At 70.9% G+C, this 21,421-nt stretch carries 19 protein-coding genes and 1 tRNA gene; 11 read left to right on the top strand and 9 right to left on the bottom strand.

The features are described from left to right. Nucleotides 1–20: 20 nt before the first annotated feature. Complete coding sequence (locus tag KZJ41_RS11875; protein WP_102799992.1) at nucleotides 21–1,412, bottom strand: FAD-binding oxidoreductase; 1,392 nt, start codon at nucleotides 1,410–1,412, stop codon at nucleotides 21–23. After that, nucleotides 1,409–3,067 (bottom strand): L-lactate permease, encoded by a 1,659-nt coding sequence (locus KZJ41_RS11870; RefSeq protein ID WP_006946643.1) that lies wholly within the window; start codon nucleotides 3,065–3,067, stop codon nucleotides 1,409–1,411. Before KZJ41_RS11870 ends, KZJ41_RS11875 begins: the two co-directional genes overlap by 4 nt. A gap of 153 nt (nucleotides 3,068–3,220) precedes the next feature. Between KZJ41_RS11870 and KZJ41_RS11865 the strand changes: the two genes are divergently transcribed. Continuing rightward, nucleotides 3,221–3,904, top strand: a complete 684-nt coding sequence (locus KZJ41_RS11865; RefSeq protein WP_006946645.1) for a GntR family transcriptional regulator — start codon at nucleotides 3,221–3,223, stop codon at nucleotides 3,902–3,904. Nucleotides 3,905–4,042: 138 nt separating this feature from the next. Continuing rightward, complete coding sequence (gene gdhA, locus KZJ41_RS11860) at nucleotides 4,043–5,386, top strand: NADP-specific glutamate dehydrogenase (protein WP_006946647.1); 1,344 nt, start codon at nucleotides 4,043–4,045, stop codon at nucleotides 5,384–5,386. Between the two features lie 130 nt (nucleotides 5,387–5,516). Here gdhA and KZJ41_RS11855 read toward each other — a convergent pair whose 3' ends face one another. Genes KZJ41_RS11855 through KZJ41_RS11845 form a run of 3 tightly spaced genes read right to left on the bottom strand, consistent with a single transcriptional unit; the run spans nucleotide 5,517 to nucleotide 8,102 of the window. Beyond that, nucleotides 5,517–5,744: a hypothetical protein gene (locus KZJ41_RS11855; RefSeq protein WP_006939021.1), complete on the bottom strand. Its 228-nt coding sequence runs from the start codon at nucleotides 5,742–5,744 to the stop codon at nucleotides 5,517–5,519. 13 nt (nucleotides 5,745–5,757) lie between these two features. Then, nucleotides 5,758–6,963 (bottom strand): acyl-CoA desaturase, encoded by a 1,206-nt coding sequence (locus KZJ41_RS11850; RefSeq protein ID WP_044476094.1) that lies wholly within the window; start codon nucleotides 6,961–6,963, stop codon nucleotides 5,758–5,760. 26 nt (nucleotides 6,964–6,989) lie between these two features. After that, nucleotides 6,990–8,102 (bottom strand): ferredoxin reductase, encoded by a 1,113-nt coding sequence (locus KZJ41_RS11845; RefSeq protein ID WP_029543029.1) that lies wholly within the window; start codon nucleotides 8,100–8,102, stop codon nucleotides 6,990–6,992. A gap of 95 nt (nucleotides 8,103–8,197) precedes the next feature. Here KZJ41_RS11845 and KZJ41_RS11840 point away from each other — a divergent pair, with 95 nt between their 5' ends. From KZJ41_RS11840 to KZJ41_RS11830, 3 genes are read left to right on the top strand one after another with little or no spacing between them, the layout of a single operon-like run. Continuing rightward, entirely contained in the window at nucleotides 8,198–8,899 is a 702-nt protein-coding gene (locus KZJ41_RS11840) for a TetR family transcriptional regulator (protein ID WP_029543027.1), read from the top strand. 23 nt (nucleotides 8,900–8,922) lie between these two features. Next, a complete protein-coding gene (locus tag KZJ41_RS11835) occupies nucleotides 8,923–9,762 on the top strand; it encodes an alpha/beta fold hydrolase (RefSeq protein WP_006939012.1) in 840 nt (279 codons plus the stop codon). A gap of 4 nt (nucleotides 9,763–9,766) precedes the next feature. Further along, complete coding sequence (locus tag KZJ41_RS11830; protein ID WP_044476092.1) at nucleotides 9,767–10,711, top strand: SGNH/GDSL hydrolase family protein; 945 nt, start codon at nucleotides 9,767–9,769, stop codon at nucleotides 10,709–10,711. On the opposite strand, the gene KZJ41_RS11825 is transcribed toward KZJ41_RS11830, so the two are convergent. Next, nucleotides 10,695–11,294 (bottom strand): TetR/AcrR family transcriptional regulator, encoded by a 600-nt coding sequence (locus tag KZJ41_RS11825; RefSeq protein WP_006939010.1) that lies wholly within the window; start codon nucleotides 11,292–11,294, stop codon nucleotides 10,695–10,697. The two genes, KZJ41_RS11830 and KZJ41_RS11825, sit on opposite strands and share 17 nt — an antisense overlap. A 95-nt stretch (nucleotides 11,295–11,389) precedes the next feature. Here KZJ41_RS11825 and KZJ41_RS11820 point away from each other — a divergent pair, with 95 nt between their 5' ends. Continuing rightward, nucleotides 11,390–12,211, top strand: a complete 822-nt coding sequence (locus KZJ41_RS11820) for an acyl-CoA thioesterase II (RefSeq protein ID WP_006939009.1) — start codon at nucleotides 11,390–11,392, stop codon at nucleotides 12,209–12,211. Here KZJ41_RS11820 and KZJ41_RS11815 read toward each other — a convergent pair. Next, entirely contained in the window at nucleotides 12,196–13,527 is a 1,332-nt protein-coding gene (locus KZJ41_RS11815) for an MFS transporter (RefSeq protein WP_065922687.1), read from the bottom strand. The two genes, KZJ41_RS11820 and KZJ41_RS11815, sit on opposite strands and share 16 nt — an antisense overlap. Nucleotides 13,528–13,692: 165 nt before the next feature. Here KZJ41_RS11815 and KZJ41_RS11810 point away from each other — a divergent pair, with 165 nt between their 5' ends. The 3 genes from KZJ41_RS11810 to cmrA are packed head-to-tail and all read left to right on the top strand — an operon-like array spanning nucleotide 13,693 to nucleotide 17,092. Further along, the gene (locus KZJ41_RS11810; protein ID WP_050035029.1) at nucleotides 13,693–14,238 is read left to right on the top strand and encodes a PadR family transcriptional regulator; all 546 of its coding nucleotides are present in this window, start codon (nucleotides 13,693–13,695) and stop codon (nucleotides 14,236–14,238) included. Further along, nucleotides 14,235–16,262: an NADPH-dependent 2,4-dienoyl-CoA reductase gene (locus KZJ41_RS28505; RefSeq protein WP_306430613.1), complete on the top strand. Its 2,028-nt coding sequence runs from the start codon at nucleotides 14,235–14,237 to the stop codon at nucleotides 16,260–16,262. The genes KZJ41_RS11810 and KZJ41_RS28505 overlap by 4 nt, the downstream gene beginning before the upstream one ends. 26 nt (nucleotides 16,263–16,288) lie before the next feature. Beyond that, nucleotides 16,289–17,092: a mycolate reductase gene (gene cmrA / locus KZJ41_RS11790; protein WP_043798995.1), complete on the top strand. Its 804-nt coding sequence runs from the start codon at nucleotides 16,289–16,291 to the stop codon at nucleotides 17,090–17,092. A 6-nt stretch (nucleotides 17,093–17,098) separates the two neighbouring features. On the opposite strand, the gene KZJ41_RS11785 is transcribed toward cmrA, so the two are convergent. Next, nucleotides 17,099–18,847, bottom strand: coding sequence for a helicase HerA-like domain-containing protein (locus KZJ41_RS11785; RefSeq protein ID WP_231771707.1), 1,749 nt, complete (start codon nucleotides 18,845–18,847; stop codon nucleotides 17,099–17,101). 83 nt (nucleotides 18,848–18,930) lie between these two features. On the opposite strand from KZJ41_RS11785, the gene orn reads away from it, so the two are divergent. Beyond that, the gene (gene orn / locus KZJ41_RS11780; RefSeq protein ID WP_029543010.1) at nucleotides 18,931–19,530 is read left to right on the top strand and encodes an oligoribonuclease; all 600 of its coding nucleotides are present in this window, start codon (nucleotides 18,931–18,933) and stop codon (nucleotides 19,528–19,530) included. A gap of 83 nt (nucleotides 19,531–19,613) precedes the next feature. After that, a tRNA-His gene (locus KZJ41_RS11775) sits at nucleotides 19,614–19,691 on the top strand. Nucleotides 19,692–19,838: 147 nt separating this feature from the next. Here KZJ41_RS11775 and KZJ41_RS11770 read toward each other — a convergent pair. Continuing rightward, nucleotides 19,839–21,299 (bottom strand): selenium-binding protein SBP56-related protein, encoded by a 1,461-nt coding sequence (locus KZJ41_RS11770; protein ID WP_065922690.1) that lies wholly within the window; start codon nucleotides 21,297–21,299, stop codon nucleotides 19,839–19,841. Between the last annotated feature and the right edge of the window lie 122 nt (nucleotides 21,300–21,421).

Here is a 21,421-nt window from a genome sequence, read left to right as displayed (position 1 = left end):
CCCCGGGGGTCGCCGGCCGGTCAGATCCCGCGCCCCGGGTTGAGAATCCCGCTCGGGTCGAACGCCGCCTTGATGCGCTGCATGAGCGCACGCTCGACCGTGCCGACCTGGGTTTCGAGGTACGGCTGTTTGAGCACCCCGATGCCGTGCTCTCCGCTGATCGAACCGCCGAGCGCCAGGCATTCGGCGACCATCTCGTCGAACGCCTGCCGGGCCCGCCTCGCGACGACCTCGTCGGCGGCGTCGAACACGATGGTGGGATGCAGGTTTCCGTCCGCCGCGTGCCCGAACGTGCCGATGAGCAGCTCGTGCCGCGCGGCGATCGCCTCGATCGCCGCGAGCATCTCGGGCAGCCGCGGCACGGGAACGGCCAGGTCGTCGAGCAGGGTGCTGCCACACCGCTCGAGCGCGGTGAGCGCGACCCGCCGCGCGGCCATGAACTCCTCCCCCTCCACCGGGTCGGCGGTGTCGTACACCTCGGTGGCGCCCGCCGCGGTACAGGCCCGCGCACACACCTGCGCTTCGGCGGCGGCGTCGCGCCCGTCGCACTGGACGAGCAGCAGCGCACCGGCTGTGTCGTCGAGTCCCATGTGCGTCATGTCGTTGACGGCGGCGATGGTGGTGCGGTCCATCAGTTCGACGAGGCACGGCTCGGCCTGCTCGCGGATCGCCAGCACCGCGGCGACGGCCTGCGCGGTTTCCGGGAAGCTCGCGACGACCGTGGCCGCCGCGGTGGCGGCGGCGCGCAGCCGCACGGTGGCCTCGACGATGACGGCGAGGGTGCCCTCGGATCCGACGAGCAGTTGCGTGAGGTTCAGTCCCGCCACGTTCTTCCGGGTGACGGCGCCGGTGTGGATGATCCGCCCGTCGGCGAGCACCGCCTTGATGCGGGCGACATGGTCGGCCGTGACCCCGTACTTCGCGCAGCAGGTGCCGCCGGCGTTGGTGGCGAGGTTGCCGCCGATGGTGGAGACGGCGCGGCTGCCGGGGTCCGGCACGTACCACAGCCCCCGCTCGGCGGCCGCGGCGGCGAGATCGCCGTTGATCACCCCGGGTTGCACTGTGGCGGTGCGTGATTCGGTGTCGATTTCGACGATGGCGTTCATCTTCTCGACGCTGAGCACGATGCCGCCGTCGAGGGCGTTGGCCGCACCCGCGAGACCGGTGCCGGCGCCGCGGGTGACGACGGGGATGCCGTGCCGGTGCGCGATCGTCAGGGTGGCGACGACGTCGTCGGTGTCCCGCGCCCGGACCAGGGCGAGCGGCATCCCGGCCGGCGTGAGCAGCGACTGGTCGCGCCGATAGGCGAGCATCCGGTCCGGATCGGTGACGACGGCGTCGCCGAGGGCGTCGACGAGCGCGGCGACGACCGGCTCGGTGTCGGGGACGGGAGTCACGACGCTGGTGTTCACGGAACCATCCAATCGAGAACGGGGGTGGACTGCAGGTAGATGACGACGGTGAGGAACACGAGCAACCCGAGGCTCCAGCCGATCAGACGGCGCAGGATGACACCCTCCGCCCCGGCCAGGCCGACCGCGGCCACCGCGACCGACAGGTTCTGCGGCGAGAGCATCTTGCCGAGCACACCCGCGGACGAATTGGCCGCCGCCATGAGCACCGGGTCGAGCCCGGCCTGCTGCGCGGCGGTCATCTGCATGACGCCGAACAGCGAGTTCGACGACGTGTCGGATCCGGTGATGGCCACGCCGATCCAGCCGATCAGCGGCGAGACGAGGGCGAACACCCCGCCCGCGGACGCGAGCGCCATGCCCAGGCCGGCGGTCTGACCGGACAGGTTCATCACGAAGGCCAACGCGAGCACCGAGGTGACGGTGACAATGGTCCAGCGCAGCTGCACGAGGGTGTCGGCATAGGCGCGGACGGCGCGGCGTACGCCGATCCCGTACATCCCGGCCGTGACGGCCCCGGCGAGCAGCAACAGGGTGCCGGTGGCCTTGAGGTGGTCGAGTTTGAACGTCTGCGCGCTCAGCGGCTTGCCGTCGACGTCGACGATGTCGAGTCCGGGCCAGCGGAACGACACGGTGCCGATCTCGGTGAGCCACGTCTTGACGAACGGGATCTGCGCCACGGTGAAGATCGCGATGATCGTCAGGTACGGGGCGAGGGCCAGCAGCGTGCGCCGCGTCCGGCTGTATCCGTCGAAACGCGACGGCGGGGCGGCGATGCCGACCGCGGTGCCGGCGCCGACCGGTGCGGTGAGGGCGGTGTCGGTCGTGGCGACCAGGCGCTCCTCCGGCTGCCACACCTTCAGCATGCCCAGCACCGCGCCGACCGTGACGATCGCGGCGACGACGTCGGTGAGCTCGACGGTGAGGTAGTTCGCGGTGACGAACTGGGCGAGGCCGAAGGTCAGGCCCGCGACGACCGCGACGGGCCAGGTCTGCCGAATTCCGCGGCGGCCGTCGACGAGGAACACCATCACCATCGGCACGACGGCCGCGACGAACGGCGTCTGCCGGCCGGCCATCGCGGACAGGTCGTCGAGCGGCAGCCCGGTGACCCCGGCGAGCGCGAGGATCGGGGCACCCATCGCACCGAAGGCCACGGGCGCGGTGTTCGCCAGCAGGGACGTGCACGCGGCTTTGAGCGGTGCCATGCCCGCGGCCATGAGCATCGCCGCGGAGATCGCGACGGGCGCGCCGAATCCGGCGAGCGACTCGAGCAGCGCACCGAAGCAGAAGGCGATGAGAATGGCCAGGATGCGCTGGTCGTCCGAGATGGACCGGATGACCCGGCCGAGCTCCTCGAACCAGCCGGTGACAACCGTGAGCTTGTAGACGAAGAGGGCGTTGACGAGGATCCACAAGATCGGGAACAGGCCGTAGAAGGCTCCCTCGGCGGTCGCGGCGGCGGCCTGGCCGAGCGGCATGCCCCACCCGGCGACCGCCGCGAGCACGGCGAGCGCCAGACCGACGAGGGCCGCGCGGTGCGCCTTCCATCTGAAGACGCCGAGCATGACGAACATCGCGGCCAGCGGGATCGCCGCGACCACGGCCGACCAGGCGAGTGAGCCGCCGATCGGGTCGAGTGTCTGTTGGTACATAGCGCGCCTCTCGTTGTGATGCCTGTCACCGTTTCCCAGAATTGTCAGACAAGTACACATTCCTGTCAAGAATGCATGTGCGGCGTCGTGCAAGAATGCTCGTGTTCGCGCAGGTCCGTGCGGGTGCGCGGAGAGCCGGGAAGGAGCGGGGCATTGGTCGGACGCGTCGAGGCCCTGTCGATCGTCGACGCCCTCGCCCTGGAACTGCGGCGGCGCGTGTTCGCCGGGGAGCTGACGCACGAGGACGCCCTCACCGAAGCCGAGGTGTCCCGCGCCTACGAAGTCGCCAGGCCGACCGCCAAGGCCGCCATCGAGAAGCTCGTCGGCGAGGGCCTACTGCAGCGCAGCGCCCACAAGACCGCCCGCGTGCCCCAGTTGGGCCCCGACGACGTGCGTGACATCTACCGCACCCGCGCGCACCTGGAATCGGTGGTGCTGCGCGCGCTCGCCGAGACCCGGGCGGTGCCTCCGGCGGCGTCGGCCGCCAACGCCGAGATCTCGGCCATGACCGAGGCCGACCCGCTCACCGTCGTCGAACCCGACATGCGCTTCCACACCGCCCTGGTGGACGCGCTGGGCAGCCCGCGCACCAGCCGCATGTTCGGCTCGCTCGTGTCCGAGGTGCGGCTGTGCATGGTGCAGGTGCAGGGCAAGCAGCTGCTCACCACGACGAGCATCGCGGCCGAACACCAGCAGATCCTCGACGCCGTCCTGACCGGCGACGGCGATGCGGCGGTCGAGGTGATCACCCGGCACCTCGGACGCGCACGCGAACGCCTCGTCGCCGCGCTCGGCGGCAGCCCGGGCCCGGAAGCCACCCTTCCCGAGCCCGCGTAGCCGTCCCCCGGTTCGGCCGACACCCTCGACGCCCGGAGCCCGGGCATACTGCCCCCTTTTATCGGATGCCCGGTGCCTGCGCCTATGATTCAACGTGTTAACGCCATGTAACAGTTTCCTCACAGTCAGGTGGTGAGCGTGTCGACCCGGGACCGCATTGCAGAGATCTACGAACAGGTGAAGGCGCGCAACGCCGGTGAACCCGAGTTCCATCAGGCAGCCGCCGAGGTGTTCGAGTCCCTGCATGTCGTCCTCGAGCGTCACCCCCGCTACTTCGAAGCCGGCCTCATCGAACGGCTGACCGAGCCCGAGCGGCAGATCATCTTCCGGGTGCCGTGGATCGACGACCAGGGCAACGTGCACGTCAACCGCGGCTTCCGGGTCCAGTACAACAGCGTGCTCGGCCCGTACAAGGGCGGCCTGCGCTTCCACCCGAGCGTCAACCTCGGCATCGTGAAGTTCCTCGGCTTCGAGCAGATCTTCAAGAACGCCCTCACCGGCCTGCCCATCGGCGGCGGCAAGGGCGGCTCGGACTTCGACCCCAAGGGTCGCTCGGAGCAGGAGATCATGCGCTTCTGCCAGTCCTTCATGACCGAGCTGCACCGCCATATCGGCGAGTACACCGACGTCCCGGCCGGCGACATCGGCGTCGGCGGACGCGAGATCGGGTACCTGTTCGGCCAGTACAAGCGCCTGACCAACTCCTACGAGTCCGGCGTGCTCACCGGCAAGGGCCTGACCTGGGGCGGCTCGCAGGTGCGCCGGGAGGCCACCGGGTACGGCGTCGCCTACTTCGTGGCGGAGATGGCCAAGTCCGTGAACTCCTCCCTCGAGGGCCGCAAGGTCGTCGTGTCCGGTTCGGGCAACGTGGCGATCTACGCGATCGAGAAGGTGCACCAGCTCGGCGGCATCGCCATCGCCTGCTCCGACTCCTCCGGCTACATCGTCGACCAGAACGGCATCGACCTCGAGCTGCTCAAGGAGATCAAGGAGGTCCGGCGCGGCCGCATCTCCGAGTACCTCGACGAGCGTCCCGACGCGCAGTACTTCCCGGGTGGTTCGATCTGGGACGTGCCGTGCGACGTCGCCATCCCCTGCGCCACCCAGAACGAGTTGGACGAGACCGCCGCGAAGACCCTGGTCAACAACGGCGTGCGGGTCGTCGCCGAGGGCGCGAACATGCCCACCACCCCCGGTGGCATCGCGGTGTTCCGCGAGGCGGGCGTCGCGTTCGCCCCGGGCAAGGCGGCGAACGCCGGCGGCGTGGCGACCTCCGCGCTCGAGATGCAGCAGAACGCCTCCCGCGACTCGTGGCACTTCGACTACACCGACGAGCGCCTCGCCGGCATCATGCGCGACATCCACCAGAACTGCGTGGACACCGCAGCCGAGTACGGCAAGCCCGGTGACTACATCCACGGCGCCAACATCGCCGGCTTCGTGAAGGTCGCCGACGCGATGTTCGCGCTCGGCGTCATCTGATCCGAACACACGCCGACAGCGCGGGGCGGGCCCCCCCCCCCCCCCCCCCCCCCCGGGGGGGGGGGGCCCCCCCCCCGGGGGCCCCCCCCCGCGCTGTCTCTGTGTTCCTCAGCTACCCGGCGTTCTTCGCCTACCCGCCGGACGGCTCGGACGGCGGCTCTGCGACGCGCTCGTCGTCGGCGCTCGCCTTGCGGGCGGCCTCCCGCATCTCGATGCCGTCGCTGATCCAGTCCCCGACCTCCCGGGTGACCTCGCGGACCGCGCCGGTGATGATGCCGGCGATGTTGCCGACGTGCGTCGCCGCGGACTCGGTCAGTTCCTGGAGCGTGTCCTTGTTGCGTTCGAACCTACCCACCATGGCGGTGCCCCCTTCAGGCGCTGTCGTGGGCGAGGGTACCCGCGACCGGCACGCCGCGCTCGATGAGCACCGACGTCGTGGGCTCCTCGGAGACCCAGCTCGGCGGCAGGGCCAGCTTCACGATCTTGCGCCACACCGAGCCCACCTGGGCGAGCAGGCCCCCGGTGTTGTAGGGCAGCCCGTAGCGTTCGCACAGTTCCCGCACCTCCGGCGCCAGCTGCGGGTACCGGTGCGCCGGAAGATCCGGGAACAGGTGGTGCTCGATCTGGTGCGAGAGATTGCCCGACATGATGTGGAACAGCGGCGTGCCGGTGATGTTCGCGCTGCCGAGCAGCTGACGCACGTACCACTCGCCGCGGGTCTCGTGCGCGGTCTCCTCCTCGGTGAACGACTGCACCCCGGACGGGAAGTGCCCGCAGAAGATGATGGAGAACGCCCACACGTTGCGGACCAGGTTGGCGGCCGCGTTGCCGAGCAGCGTCGGCACGAACATCGGCCCGGACAGCAGCGGGAACGCGACGTAGTCCTTGACCACCTGCCCGCGCGCCTTACGCCACCACCCCCGGGCGAGCGGGATCACGTCGCGCCAGCTGCGTTTGCCGGCGACGACGTTCTCGACCTCGGCGTCGTGCAGCATCACACCCCACTCGAACAGCAGCATCAGCCCCGTCGCGTAGACGGGATTGCCGAGGTAGTAGGGGTGCCAGCGCTGCGCCGGATCCATCCGCAGGATGCCGTAGCCGACGTCGCGATCCATCCCGAGGATGTTGGTGTAGGTGTGGTGCAGGTAGTTGTGCGAGTGCCGCCACTGGTCGGCGGGACATACGGTGTCCCACTCGAAGTTGCGGGAGTTCAGTTCCGGCTCGCGCATCCAGTCGTACTGGCCGTGCATCACATTGTGGCCGATCTCCATGTTGTCGAGGATCTTCGACACGCTCAGCGCGGCCACGCCCGCCACCCATGCCGGCGGCAGAAAGCCCACGAACAACAGGGCACGACCGGCGATCTCGAAGCGCCGCTGCGCCCCGACGATGCGGTAGATGTACTCGCGGTCGGCCGCGCCGAGCGAGGCGACGGTGCGCTCGCGCAGGGCGTCGAGTTCGCGGCCGATCTCCTCGACCTGCTCGCGGCGCAGCACGACCGGCGACGGGTCGGGATCGCGACGGCCGGACAGGAACGCCGGCAGCGGAAGGGACAGGGGGATGGACAAACCGAACATGTTGTCCTCCAATTGTTTCGAGTGGGTCAGAGGTCGAAGGCCGCGTCGCCGACGGGGACGTTCACGCAGATCTGCACCTCGGCGCCGGGCTCGTCGTCGATCTCGCCGGTGCGCACGTCGCGGGTGCCGCCGGACAGCCGGGTCACGGTGCAGGAGTGGCAGATTCCCATGCGGCAGCCGTGCTGCGGGGTGAGCCCGGCCGCCTCGGCCTGTTCGAGGGCGGTGACGCCGCTGTTCTCGGCGCGGACCCCGGACGCGGCGAAGGTGACGGTGCCGCTCGCGTCGTCGTCGCGGACGACGACGGGCGGGGTGAACTGCTCGGTGCGCAGCAGGTGCGCGGCGCCGGCGTCGCCGTAGACCTCCCGCACGCTGTCGACGAGCCCGGCCGGGCCGCAGACGTAGGCGGGTGCGCCGGCGAACCACGGGGCGACCCGCTCGAGATGACTCCGGTCGAAGCGGCCACGCAACGCACCGTCGTCCGCCCGGGTGTAGGCGAAGGCCACGTCGACGCCGGCGTGGGCGCCGGCCAGGGACTCGATCGCGTCGCGGTGCGGCACGTGCGCGGCGGTGGGCGCGTAGTGCAGGAACGCGACGGTTCCGGAGTGGCCCTCGTCGGCGAGGGTGCGCAGCATCGACAGCACCGGAGTGATGCCGCTGCCGCCGCTGACGAGCACCAGCCGCTCCGGCCGCTCCGCCGGGAGACAGAACTCGCCGGCGGCCGCCGCGAGGTCGACCACGTCGCCCGCGGTGGCGTGCTCGTGCAGGTGCCGCGAGACGACGCCGTCCGGTCGCACCCCGACCGTGAGCTGGATGCGCCCGTCGGCTCGATGCTGGGAACTCACCGGCGAGTAGCTGCGGCTGTGCCGCACACCGTCCACCACCACGCCGAGTTGCAGGTGCTGACCGGCCCGGAACTCCAGGGGCCGGCCCGGGCGCAGCTCGAGCGTCACCGCACCCGGGACATTTCGGTCAACGTTCGTGATCCGGGCGCGCGTGTGCTGCACGGCCAGGAGCGGATCGGCCAGTTCGAGGTACCGATCCGGGTGGTGCGGCGCGGAGAGTACATGCAGCGCCTTGATCAGGGCTTTGCGTCCGATCGACGGCCCCGGCCCGCGTCGGGCGCGGTGAAGCAGGGTCATGGCGTCGCTCCTCTCGAGCGAGAATCCAAAGTCAGTGCACAAATGTGCACTGAGTTCAGTGTGCCAGGGTCGCCCGGTGGGCTGTCAACGATGTTGTGGCGGCCGTCACCACGGTCCCCGACCGCCGCCGCGTCGCACTGCCTAGACTCGGAGCCGTGTCCGCAGCCCCCGTTCCCGAACCCGCGACGCGAGCTGCGCGCAAGGAGCGCACCCGCCAGGCCCTGCTCGACGCGGCGCTCGAACTCTCCGCCGATCGCAGCTTCGCGACGGTGAGCCTGCGCGAGGTGGCCCGCCGAGCCGGGATCGTGCCCACGGCGTTCTACCGCCACTTCGGCTCGATGGAGGAACTCGGCGTCGCCCTCGCCGCCGACACCATGCGCATGCTCCGCACGCTGCTGCGCGAGGCCCGGCGCACGCGCGGCCCGTCCTCGGCGCGGGCGTCGCTCGAGGCCCTGGTGCGGCAGGTCCGCGCCCACGAACAGGCGTTCCGATTCCTGGCCCGGGAGCGCTACGGCGGCCAGCCGGCCGTCGCGCGCACCGTCACCGTCGAGTTGCGGCTGATCACGGGCGAACTCTCCGTCGATCTCTCCCGCATGCCCGGAATGGCGGACTGGGACGTCGACGACCTGGAGATGGCGGCCGACCTGCTGGTGACTGCCATGCTCGAGGTGGTGCTCGAACTGCTCGACGTGGACCGGCCCGGCGGGCCGGCGGAGGCCGAGGTCCTCGCCCGCGCCGAAAAGCAGATGCGTCTCATCGTTCTCGGCATGGGCGCGTGGAAACCTTCCCACCGCTAACGGCAACCCGTACGGTGGGCGCCATGTTCGAGACCACTCACGTCACCCTCGGAGACCTCACCTTCGACGTTCACGTCACCGGTCCCGCCGACGGCACGCCCGTCGTGCTGCTGCACGGATTCCCGGAGACCGCCCGCAGCTGGGAGGCCGTGGCGCCGCAGCTCGCGGAGGCAGGTCTGCGAGTGCTGATGCCGGACCAACGGGGGTACTCCCCCGGCGCCCGCCCGGACGGCGTGTCGGCATACACCATCGACCTGCTGGTCGGTGACGTGATCGGGCTGCTCGACGCGACCGGCCTCGGGCAGGCCCACCTGGTGGGGCACGACTGGGGCGCCGCCGTGGCCTGGCAGGTCGCGGCGCGGCACCCCGACCGCATCAGCACCCTGACCGCGGTGTCCGTGCCACACCTCGCGGCCTACGGCTGGGCCCTGCGCGAGGACGCCGATCAGCAGGCCCGCGCCGCCTACATCAAGCTGCTCCGGCAGGAGGGAAAGGCCGAGCACGTCCTGCTCGAGGACGACGCCCGTCGCCTGCGCGCGATGTACGGCGACCGGGTGAGCCCCGAGTCGATCGACGAATACGTGCGCGTGCTGTCCGAGCCCGGCGCCCTGACCGCCGCGCTCAACTGGTACCGCGCGATGACCCGGGAGCTCTCCGAGCTGGCACCGGTGCGGGTGCCCACCACCTACGTGTGGAGCACCGAGGATTCGGCCCTCGGCCGGGTGGGCGCGGAGCGCTGCGGCGAGTTCGTCGACGCGCCTTACGAATTCGTCGTCCTCGACGACGTCAGCCACTGGGTGCCGGAGGAGGCACCGGACGCGCTGGCGAAGGCGATCCTCGCCCGCATCGGCGACCGGCCGTAAGAGCATGACCACAGGAGGGGCCGTGACCACCGCAGCCTGCCACCGCCGTATGCGTCGCCGGCTCGGCGCGGCCGCGGCCGCCTCCCTCACCGTGCTCGCCGCCGCGGCCTGCACCGATCCCGGGTCGCCCGCCGATTCCGAGCCCGAGCCCAGCCCCGCCTACAGCTCCTATGTGGCCCTGGGTGACTCGTTCACGGCGGGCCCGATGATCCCGCCCCAGATCGACTCGGCGTGCGCGCGCTCGGGGAGCAACTACCCCCATGCGGTGGCCGAGACGCTGGGCATCGACAACTTCCGCGACGCGTCGTGCAGTTCCGCGACGACAGCGAACCTGACAGGGCCCCAAGTGGTTTCGTCGGGCGCCACCGTCCCCCCGCAATACGATGCACTCACCCCCGAAACCGAGCTGGTCACCGTCGGGATCGGCGGCAACGACATCGGCCTGGTCGCCCTGGCCGGATCGTGTCTCGCGCTCGACCGCTCGTCCGGCAGGGCCGCGGCACCGGCCGGACCCCTGTGCGCGACCGCGAACGTCCGCGACGGCCTCGACCTCGTGGACCGCGCGATCGACGACTTCGCCCCCACCTACGGCGTGATCGTGCGGGAGATCCGCAACCGCGCCCCGGACGCGCGCATCCTGCTCGTCGGCTACCCGACCGGGATCCGGGACGGCGGATGCTATCCCGATCAGCCGATCCTGCCGGACGACGCGACGTACCTGCAGGCGAAGATCGACCGGCTCAACACGGCGATGGAACAGCAGGCCGACGCCGCGGGCGTCGACTACGTCGACCTGCGCGAGTCCACCGTCGGGCACGACGCGTGCCAGCCCTCCGCGCAGCGCTGGACCGAAGGCCTGTTCCCGTCCCAGCCGGCCGCCCCGCTGCACCCCAACGCCGACGGCCACCGCAACGCAGCCGAACAGGTCCTGGTCACGATCGCGGACTAGCCGCGGGGTCGATCGCCGATCGGCACAGGGCCGAGAGCTCGTCGACCACCGCGTCGAGCGGCGCCGAGCTGCGCTGCGCCTGGGCGAGCACCAGCGCACCCTCGAGCGCGCCGACGATGAGCACCGCCAACGACCGGGCGCGTTCCGGGCCCACCCCGTCCGCGACGAGCGTGCCGGTGAGCAGGCCACACCAGTGCTCGAACGCCTCCCCGGCGACATCGCGGGCGCCGCGCTCGGTGCCCAGGGCCGCCGCGACGATCGGGCAGCCGACCGCGTAGTCGCCGGCCTCGAGACCGCGACGCCACAGGTCGGCGAGAGCCTGCAGTGCGCCGGGGGTGTCCGAGGAGTCCAGCACCCGTGCCATCCCGTCACCCAGGTGGTCCGCGGCACTGCGGGTGGCCTCCTCGACGAGCTGCGCCTTTCCGCCCGGGAAATGGTGGTAGACCGACCCGCGCGGCGCGCCGCTGTGGGCGAGCACGTCGGCGAACGAGGTCGCCGCGACGCCCCGCTCGCGGATGAGCCGGATCGCGCTGCGGATCATCGCGGCGCGAGGGCCGGTGGTCGGGTCGCTTCGCCTCGCCATGTCCGCGCTCCGCTCTTGCCGTCGGTTTCTATGTATGTTGTCATACTTAGGTCCGGACCGTGCCGGAACGGACCCGTTCTTCCCGAGGAGTCGTCGTGACCGAGATCGCCGCCCCGCCCCACCCCTTCGACGCCGCCGTGGCGCTCGAGCCCGCGGAGGACGGTCACGCGCGGGGGCGGACCAGCCCGGAGTACACGAACATGGTCGGTCCGTTCGGCGGCGTCACCGCCGCCGCCCTGCTGCGGGCCGTCCAGCAGCACCCGGACCGGCTCGGCGATCCCATTTCCCTCACCGTCAACTACGCCGGCCCGGTCGCCGACGGCGAGTTCGACATCACCGTGCGGGCGGTCCGCACCAACCGCACCAACCAGCACTGGCTGCTGGAGCTGACGCAGGACGGTGTGGTCACCACCACCGCCACCGCGGTGTTCGGCACCCGCCGCGACACCTGGTCGGACACCGAGCTCGACATGCCGGCGGTCCCGTCGGCGGATGCGGTTCCCACCCGGACCTTCCCGGACTTCATCGCGTGGGCCCGCAACTACGAGATGCGGTTCGTCGAAGGCGCGGTGCCCCAGCAGGACGCCGGCGAGCACCCCGACTCCACCACGACGCTGTGGGTGCGCGACACCCCGGCCCGCCCGCTCGACTTCCCGGCGCTGACGGCGCTGTGCGACGTGTTCTACCCGAGGGTGTTCCTGCGCCGCGGCCGGTACATGCCGGCCGGGACCGTGTCCCTGACGGTGTACTTCCACGCCGACGCCGGGCAGCTCGAGGCCCAGGGCGACGACTTCGTCCTGGGCACCGCACGCACCCACCGCTTCTCGCAGGGCTACTTCGATCAGGCCGCCCAGCTGTGGGGCCGCGACGGCACGCTGCTCGCCACGACCCACCAGCTCGTCTACTTCAAGGACTGACCCTCCGGGGCCCGCACCGCGAGCAGCGCCGCCAGCCCCGCGCCGAGCACGACGAGCAGGCCGGCGATCCCGGCCCGGTCCGCGTCGAACGTCCAGGCGAAGAGCCCGAACAGGGTCGGGGCCAGGAACGACACGGCGCGGCCCGACGTCGCGTAGAGCCCGAACATCTGCCCCTCCCGCCCGGCCGGGGTGATGCGCGCGAGGAAGGTGCGGGCCGACGACTGCGCGGGCCCGACGAACAGGCACAGCAGCAGACCGAAGATCCAGAACATCAGCGGCCCCGACACCACGAGCAGCACGACCCCCACGGCCATCATCGCGGCGAGCGAGGCGACGATCACCGCCTTGGGGCCGACCCGGTCGTCGAAGCGCCCCGCGGCCAGCGCACCGAGGGCCGACACCACGTTCGCGGCCACGCCGAACAGCAGCACGTCGGCGGCATCGATGCCGTACACGTTCACCGCGAGCACCGCACCGAACGTGAACACCCCGGCCAGGCCGTCGCGGAACAGCGCCGAGGCGCCGAGGTAGCCGACGGTGCGCCGATCCATCGCCCACAGCTCGCGCAGGTCGCGCAGCAGCACCCGGTAGGACTGCACGATCCCGGCCCGCTCCGCGCCGGGATCGGCACCGGTGGGCGGAACCTCCGGCACCGCCAGCAGCACCGGGACGGCGAAGACCGCGAACCACACCGCCGCGGCCACCACGACCAGGCGGATGTTGAGGCCGCCCTCGGTGCTCACGCCGAGGAAGCCGCGGGTGTCGCCGTCGCCGGCGATGAACCCGAAGTACCCCAGCAGCAACAACAGCAGCCCACCGAAATAGCCCATGGCCCAACCCAAACCGGAGACCCGGCCCATGTTCTCCTCGGTGGAGACCTGACGCAGCATCGCGTTGTAGGGCACCTGCGCGAGTTCGACGACGACCGACGACACACCCAGCAGCACGAGGCCGAGCCACAGGTAGTGGTAGTCGTCGCGCACGAAGACCATCGCCGCCATCAGCGCGACACCGGCGTAGGACAGCACCGCCAGGGACCGCTTGCGCCGGCCGGCCGCGTCGTAGCGCTGGCCCGAGACGGGGGCGGTGACCGCGATGAAGAACCCCGATATGCCCAGCGCCCACCCGAGCCACGTGCTCGCCGACATCGACCCCGGCAGGTCGTCGCCGACGGCGTCGGTGAGATACACGGAGAAGACGAAGGTCAGCACCACCGCGTGGTAGGCCGACGACCCGAAGTCCCACATTCCCCAGGCGAAGACCTGCCGTCGCGAGGTGGCCTCCCCGATCCCGGCGGCGTCCGTGTGCGCGCTCATGCCCGCAGCCTAGGAGATCGTCGCGCCGAGAACCGGCCTCCGGTGATCCGCGCGATTTCCGGTCAGCCGCGACCGCACTCCGCGTTCGCGGCTGACCGAGAGGTTCGCGACCGTCCCCCCAGCTGTGCACTTGATTGCATATGCACCTCGGTGCATACTCTCGACATGGCCCTGGAACACGCGCTGCTCGCCGCACTCGACGAGCGGTCCGGCTCCGGCTACGAACTGGCCCGCCGGTTCGACAAGTCGATCGGCTTCTTCCACAGCGCGACGCACCAGCAGATCTACCGCGTGCTGCGGCGTATGGAGGACCACGGCTGGGTCACCGGCCGCACCGTGCCGCAGGACGGCCGGCCCGACAAGAAGGTCTACCGCGTCAGCGCCGCCGGACGCACCGAGCTGGACCGTTGGATCGCCCACCCCTCCGACCCCGAGCAGCTGCGCAGCGACCTGGCCGTGAAGATCCGCGCCGCCGGGCCCGGCACCCTGCCCGCCCTCCTCGCGGAGCTCACCCGCCACCGCGACGCCCACGCCGCCCGCCTCGAGGTGTACCGCACCATCGAGAAACGCGACTTCCCCGCACCCCACCGGCTCACCGGGCCCTCACTGCACCAGTACCTCGTCCTGCGCGGCGGCATCCGCGTCGAACAGGGCTTCGCCGACTGGTGCCAGGAAGTGCTCGACGCCCTCACCACCGAGGACCACTCGTGACGAACCCCTACCCCCACCTGCTCTCACCGCTCGACCTCGGACCGTTCCCGGTGCCCAACCGCGTCGTCATGGGCTCGATGCACACCGGACTCGAGGACCGCGCCAAGAACACCGGCCGCCTCGCCGCGTACTTCGCCGAGCGTGCCCGCGGCGGGGTCGGCCTCATCGTCACCGGCGGCTACGCACCCAACCGGACCGGGTGGCTGCTGCCGTTCGGCGCCAAGCTCACCAACCGGCTCGAGGCCCGGCGGCACCGGACGATCACCGATGCCGTCCACGCCGAGGGCGGTCGCATCCTGCTGCAGATCCTGCACGCCGGGCGCTACAGCTACTGGCCGCTGAGCGTGTCCGCCTCGTCGATCAAGGCGCCGATCAACCCGTTCCGGCCGCGCAGGCTCACCTCCTGGGGCGTGCGCCGGCAGATCCGCGCCTACGTCCGCTGCGCCCGCCTCGCCCAGCGGGCCGGCTACGACGGCGTCGAGATCATGGGCGGCGAGGGCTACTTCATCAACCAGTTCCTCGCCGAGCGCACCAACCGGCGCACCGACGAGTGGGGCGGCAGCCCCGAGAACCGTCGCCGGCTGCCCGTCGAGATCGTCCGCCGCACCCGCGAGGCCGTCGGCCCGGACTTCGCGATCTGCTTCCGGCTGTCCATGGCCGACCTCGTCGAAGGCGGCCAGCGCTGGGACGAGATCGTCGCCCTCGCTCAGGAGGTCGAGCGGGCGGGCGCAACGCTGATCAACACCGACATCGGCTGGCACGAGTCGCGGGTGCCCACCATCGTCACGTCCGTCCCGCGCGCCGCGTTCGCGGACGTCACGGCCGAACTGGCGAAGCACGTCGCAATCCCCGTCGCCGCGTCCAACCGGATCAACATGCCCGAGACCGCCGAGGAGATCCTGGCCCGCGGCGACACACAGCTCATCTCGATGGCCCGGCCGATGCTGGCCGACCCGGAGTGGGTCCGCAAGGCCACCGCCGGTGCCGCCGACGAGATCAACACCTGCATCGCCTGCAATCAGGCCTGCCTCGACCACGCCTTCGTCAACAAGCACGTCTCGTGCCTGCTCAACCCCCGCGCCGGGCGGGAGACCGAGCTGCTGCTCGCCCCCACCCGCCGCCGCAAGGCCGTCGCGGTCGTCGGCGCCGGGCCCGCCGGGCTCGCCGCGGCGGTGAACCTGGCCCGCCGCGGGCACGCCGTCACCCTGTTCGAAGCCGACGACGAGATCGGCGGCCAGTTCGGCATCGCCCGCCGCATCCCCGGCAAGGAGGAGTTCGCCGAGACCCTGCGGTACTACCGCCGCCAGCTGGAGCTGACGAAGGTCCAGGTCGAGCTCGGCACCCGCGCCACGGCCGACGACCTGATCGGTGCCTACGACGAGGTGGTCGTCGCGACCGGCGTCACCCCCCGCGTGCCCGCGATCCCCGGCATCGACCACCCGAGCGTGCTGTCGTACCCGCAGGTCGTCCGCGAGGGTGCGCCCGTCGGCGCCCGCGTCGCCGTGATCGGGGCGGGCGGCATCGGCGTCGACGTCTCCGAGTTCCTCACCCACGACCACTCCCCCACCCTCGACCTGGCCGAATGGAAGCGCGAGTGGGGCGTCACCGACCCGAAGGCCGCCCCGGGAGCGCTCACCGAGCCCCGCCCGTCGCCGTCGCCGCGCGAGGTGTTCCTGCTGCAGCGCAAGCCCGGCCGGATCGGCGCGCGGCTCGGCAAGACCAGCGGATGGGTGCACCGGGCGTCGCTGCAGCACAAGAAGGTGCACGAGATCTCGGGCGTGAACTACGAGCGGATCGACGACGCCGGCCTGCACATCAGCTTCGGCGAGGACCGCCGCGACCCGAAGGTGCTCGACGTGGACAACGTGGTGATCTGCGCCGGGCAGGAACCCGTCCGTGACCTCGTCGAGCGGCTCACCGCCGCGGGCGTGACCACGCACGTCATCGGCGGTGCCGACATCGCCGCGGAACTCGACGCCAAGCGCGCGATCGAGCAGGGCACGCGCCTCGCGGACCGCATCTGAGCCGGCCGCGGCTACGCTGACCGACCATGACTCTGCCGAACCCCACCCCCGACGCCCGCGCCGTCGTGACCGGCGCCTCCTCCGGCATCGGCGAGGCCCTCGCCGCCGAGCTCGCCGCGCGCGGGCACTCGCTGATCCTGGTCGCCCGGCGCGGCGACGTGATGGAGGAGCTCGCCGCGACGCTGCGGGCGACGCACGGCGTCACCGTCGAGGTCCGCGCGTGTGACCTGTCCGACCGCGACGCGCGGGCGAAGCTCGTCGACGAACTCGGCGAGCGCCCGATCAGCATCCTGTGCAACAACGCCGGCATCGCGACCTTCGGCCCGGTGGCCCAGCTGGATCCGGGCTACGAGCGGGCCCAGGTCGAGCTGAACGCCGTCGCGGTGCACGACCTGACCCTCGCGGTGCTGCCGCAGATGGTCGAGCGCCGCTCCGGGGCGATCCTGATGGTCGGTTCCGCGGCGGGCAACATGCCGATCCCCCACAACGCGACCTATGCGGCGACGAAGGCATTCGTCAACACCTTCTCCGAGTCGCTGCGCGGGGAGCTGAAGGACAGCGGCGTGCACGTGACGCTGCTGGCGCCGGGCCCGGTGCGCACGGAGACCCCGGATCCGGCGGAGGCCTCGATCGTCGACAAGCTCGTGCCGGACTTCCTGTGGATCTCCAGCGAGCACACCGCGAAGGTGTCGCTCGACGCGCTCGCCGAGAACAAGATGCGCATCGTGCCGGGCCTGATCAGCAAGGCGATGTCCGTCGCCGGCAACTACACCCCGCGCGGCGTCGTCGCGCCCATCGTCGGCGCCTTCTACCGGAAGCTGGGCGCGTAGCCCCCGTCAGCGTCTACGGCGGCGGCCGGTGCCGAAGATGCTGCGGCTGATCTCGCGCCCCGCGGCCGACGCCGCGGACCGCAGGAAACCCTTGACGGCCGCGCTGCCGAGGACCTGCTCGACCATGCTCGGCCCCGCGTCCCGGGGCGGTGGCGTGCCGGGCAGGTCCGGCAACGGCGGGACCTGCGCACGTGGGTCCAGGTCGGGGGCGCCGGCCACCTTCGCGGTGAGCCTCTCGTAGGCGGACTCGCGGTCGACGGTCTGCCCGTACTTGCCGTACAGCGCACTCCCGCGCGCCGCGGACCGGATCGCCTCCTCGCCGACGGTGTCCAGCAACGAACGCGGCGGACGGATCCGCGTCCACGCGACAGGCGTCGGCGCGCCCTTCTCGGACAGCACCGTGACGACGGCCTCGCCGATCCCGAGGGTGGTCAGCGCCTCCTCGAGGTCGTAGAACTCCGTCTCCGGATACGTGCGGACGGTCTTGGCCAGCGCCTTCTGATCGTCCGGTGTGAATGCGCGCAGCGCGTGCTGCACCCGCGCGCCGAGCTGGGACAGCACCGCATTGGGCACATCCGTGGGCAGCTGGGTGCAGAAGAACACTCCCACGCCCTTCGAACGGATGAGCTTGACCGTCTGCTCGATCTGCTGCAGGAACGCCTTCGAGGCGTCGGCGAAGAGCAGGTGCGCCTCGTCGAAGACGAACACGAGCTTCGGCTTGTCGAGGTCGCCCTCCTCCGGCAGCGTCTGGAACAGGTCGGCGAGCACCCACATCAGGAACGTCGAGAACAGCACCGGCCGCGCCGCGTGGGCGCCGAGCTCGAACAGGCTGATCACGCCGTTGCCGCCGACGACGCGCAGCAGGTCCTCGGTCTCGAACTCCGGTTCTCCGAAGAAGGTCTCCCCGCCGCCGGCCTCGAGGTTGACGAGCGCCCTCAGGATCACGCCGGCGGTCGCCGGGGAGACCCCGCCGATACCTTTCAGCTCTGCCTTTCCCTCGTCGCTGGTCAGGTGTGTGACGACCTGCCGCAAATCCTTGAGGTCGAGCAGCGGCAGCCCCTGGCGGTCGGCCCAGTGGAAGATCAGCCCCAACGTCGATTCCTGGGTGGGGTTGAGGCCGAGGACCTTGCTCAGCAGGATCGGACCGAACGCGGTGACCGTCGCGCGGACGGGCACGCCCGGGCCTTCGGTGCCGAGCGAGAAGAACTGCACCGGGTAGGCGGTCGGTCCCCATCCGGAATCCCCGGTCTCCGCGGCGCGGGTCCGGAGCCCGTCGTCGTCCTCTCCGGGCGCCGACAGCCCCGACAGGTCACCCTTCATGTCGGCCATCACGACCGGGACCCCGGCGGCCGAGAGTTGCTCGGCGATGCCCTGCACGGTCTTGGTCTTGCCGGTGCCGGTCGCACCGGCGACCAGTCCGTGCCGGTTCATCGTGGCGAGCGGGATCCGTACCCGGGCCGACGAATCGACCACCCCGTCGTGGACGACCGCACCGAGTTCGAGGGCGACCCCGGCGGCGGCGTATCCCGCGGCGATCTGCCGGGCCGGCCCGGCGGGTGCGATCTGCCGGGCCGGCCCGGCGGGCGCGGCGTCCGTCGCCTCGGCGGCCCGCGCGGCCGCCTCCGCCTCGCGCTGTGCCTGCTCGGCCGCCTTCAGGGCCGCTTCGGCGACCCGTGCCGCTTCCTCCGCGGCCGCGCGGGCGGCCGCCGCCTTCTCGGCCGGCGACGGTGCCGGCGGTGTCGGATCGACCGTCATGCGGTGTCCTCCTCGTCCACGTGCGGCCGCGGAATGGTCACCGTGACCTTATCGCCACGACCGGCCTGACTACTCTGTGTTTCGTGCAGGACAAACTTGTGTGGATCGATTGCGAAATGACCGGATTGCGGATCGACAGCGACAAGCTGATCGAGATCGCCGCCCTCGTCACCGACAGTGATCTCAACGTGCTCGGCGACGGGGTGGACATCGTCATCCACGCCGACGACGACGCGCTCGCCGCGATGCCGGACGTCGTCACCCAGATGCACGAGCGCTCCGGGCTCACCGACGAGGTGCGCCGGTCCACGGTGAGCGTCGCCGAGGCGGAGAAGATGGTGCTCGACTACATCCGGGCCCACGTCCCGGAGGCCGGCACCGCGCCGCTGGCCGGCAACTCGATCGCGACGGACCGCGGGTTCATCGCCCGCGACATGCCCGAGCTCGACGCCTACCTCCACTACCGCATGGTGGACGTCAGCTCCGTCAAGGAGCTGTGCCGGCGCTGGTACCCGCGGATCTACTTCGGGCAGCCGGCGAAGGGCCTGTCGCATCGGGCGCTCGCCGACATAAAGGAGTCGATCCGGGAGCTGCGGTACTACCGGCGGACCGCGTTCGTCGCCCCACCGGGCCCTCCGTCGGCCGAGATCGCCGCTGTCACGAAAGAGTTGGGTCCGGCCTGACCTGCGGATTCGCCGTTTCCGGCAAAGTCAGGCTAGTATCTGTACCGCAGGCGCAACCGGCCCAGGCCGATCGCGAATGCGATGGTGAGTGTAGTTCAGTTGGTAGAGCACCAGGTTGTGATCCTGGCTGTCGCGGGTTCGAGTCCCGTCACTCACCCCCACAGGGCGAGTCCCTGACCAGCAGAGATGCCGGTCAGGGACTCGTCTTTTTCGGCGTCGCGCAGCTCTGCACCAGCGCTCCGACCCGAGATGCGGCGCTTGGGCGGACGACCGCCGAATCGCGCGATCGACCCGCCGTGCAACGGCGATCACCCGGTGAAGCAGTACGAGTCGCTGGACGCATCCCCGCCCTGCAGGCGGGTCTGGTGCACCCTGCGTCCGCGGAAGTCGTCGCCGTGCGGGAAGAATCCACGGTCGATGACCAGACCACCGGCGGAGACGTCGGCATCGAACTTCGCCATCCACGCCCCCACCCCGTCCGGGTAGAAGACCTCGTCCCAGGCCGCATAGAGCGAGTTGGTGGCGTAGACCCGGCGCCCGTCGCGACTGACCTCCACCATCTGCGGAGCTCCCGCGAGCCGGAGGCCCGGATCCGCCGGGTGCGGCTCGCGCCGCACGATCCCACCGAGGCGCACCGATCCCGTCTCCCTCGGGTGGAACGGATCGCCGACGTCGTACTGCTTGAGTTCTCCTGTGCCCCAGCACGAGACGTACAGCCAACGGTCGTCGACCGACAGATCGATGTCCGAGACGAGCGGCGGTACCGCGCCGAAGGGTTTCAGCGCGGGCGGCAGATCGTCGGCCTCGGCCGGCTCCGCCGGAATGGTGATCACCTTCTCGACCACCCACCGGTCGTCGCTCTTGTGCCACATCCACACGGAGGCCGACAGATCCTCCACGCTGATGACGACTCCCACGAACCCGAACGCCTCGGAGGGATTGTGAGCCGGGCGGAGTTCGAGAACCATCTGGTGCTCGTCGCCGAGATCGACGCGCTGGGTCAGCTTGCGCTCGGACATGCTCCAGAAGTCCAGGTGGTGTCCGAACCTGCGGCCGAGGAGGTCCTCGGCGTCGAGTCCGTTCTCGATCATCGACGGCGTGGCCCACTCGGAGGTGATCACCGTGTCGTACTTCAGGTGCCACCACACGTCGTACGCCAAGAACTGCTCGCCGTGCTCCGCCTCCCACGCTCCGACGACGTCGAACGTGTCGTGGTCGAGCAGCGCGACACCGCCCGGACCCTCGGCGCCGTCGGCGCCTCCCAGGGCGGACATGAAGATGCCCCCCGGTCCGCAATGCACCGTGTGCGGCCGCGAGTATCCCGCCTTCGCGGCGAGCTCGGCGGCCTCGATCGTGCGGGTCACCACCGGGTGCCGCGGGTCGGGTTTGGTGTCGAGGATGTACGTTCTCGACGAGCGGATGCCCGGCACCACCAGGTATCGCCGCTCGAGCGGCTGCCCGTGATGCCCGGCGTGGTGATCGCCGTGCCCCTCGTGACCGTGCCCCTCATGACCGTGCCCCTCATGACACAGCGCGCTCGAGCAGGCGTTCCACCCGAAGTGGTGCAACTCGTTGCCCGCCGTCGGCAACTCGGTCCAGCCGACCACACCACCGTATGTCGGCGAACCCGGCTCGCAATCGACCACTGCGATCGCATCCTTCGCCCGGCCGGCCGGATCGAAAGCAGCCACATAGGCAAGCCGCTCGGGCGCGGCTGCTACGGCATCACTCGGGGTGCGGTAGAACGTGGGATCTGTCGTCGTAGACATGAATCCTCCTCGACTCGGTCCTGTCCGCCGGGCCACCCTCGGTGGTCCACGGTCGGTCGACGTCACAGGTAGGCATGCCTTTCCCTGATTGTCCGCCGCGCAGGACCGCATGTCGACCTTCC

Source organism: Rhodococcus sp. 11-3, from assembly GCF_023704055.1.
GTDB classification, from domain to species: Bacteria; Actinomycetota; Actinomycetes; order Mycobacteriales; family Mycobacteriaceae; genus Rhodococcus; species Rhodococcus aetherivorans.
This window is presented reverse-complemented; position numbering and strand designations above follow the sequence as displayed.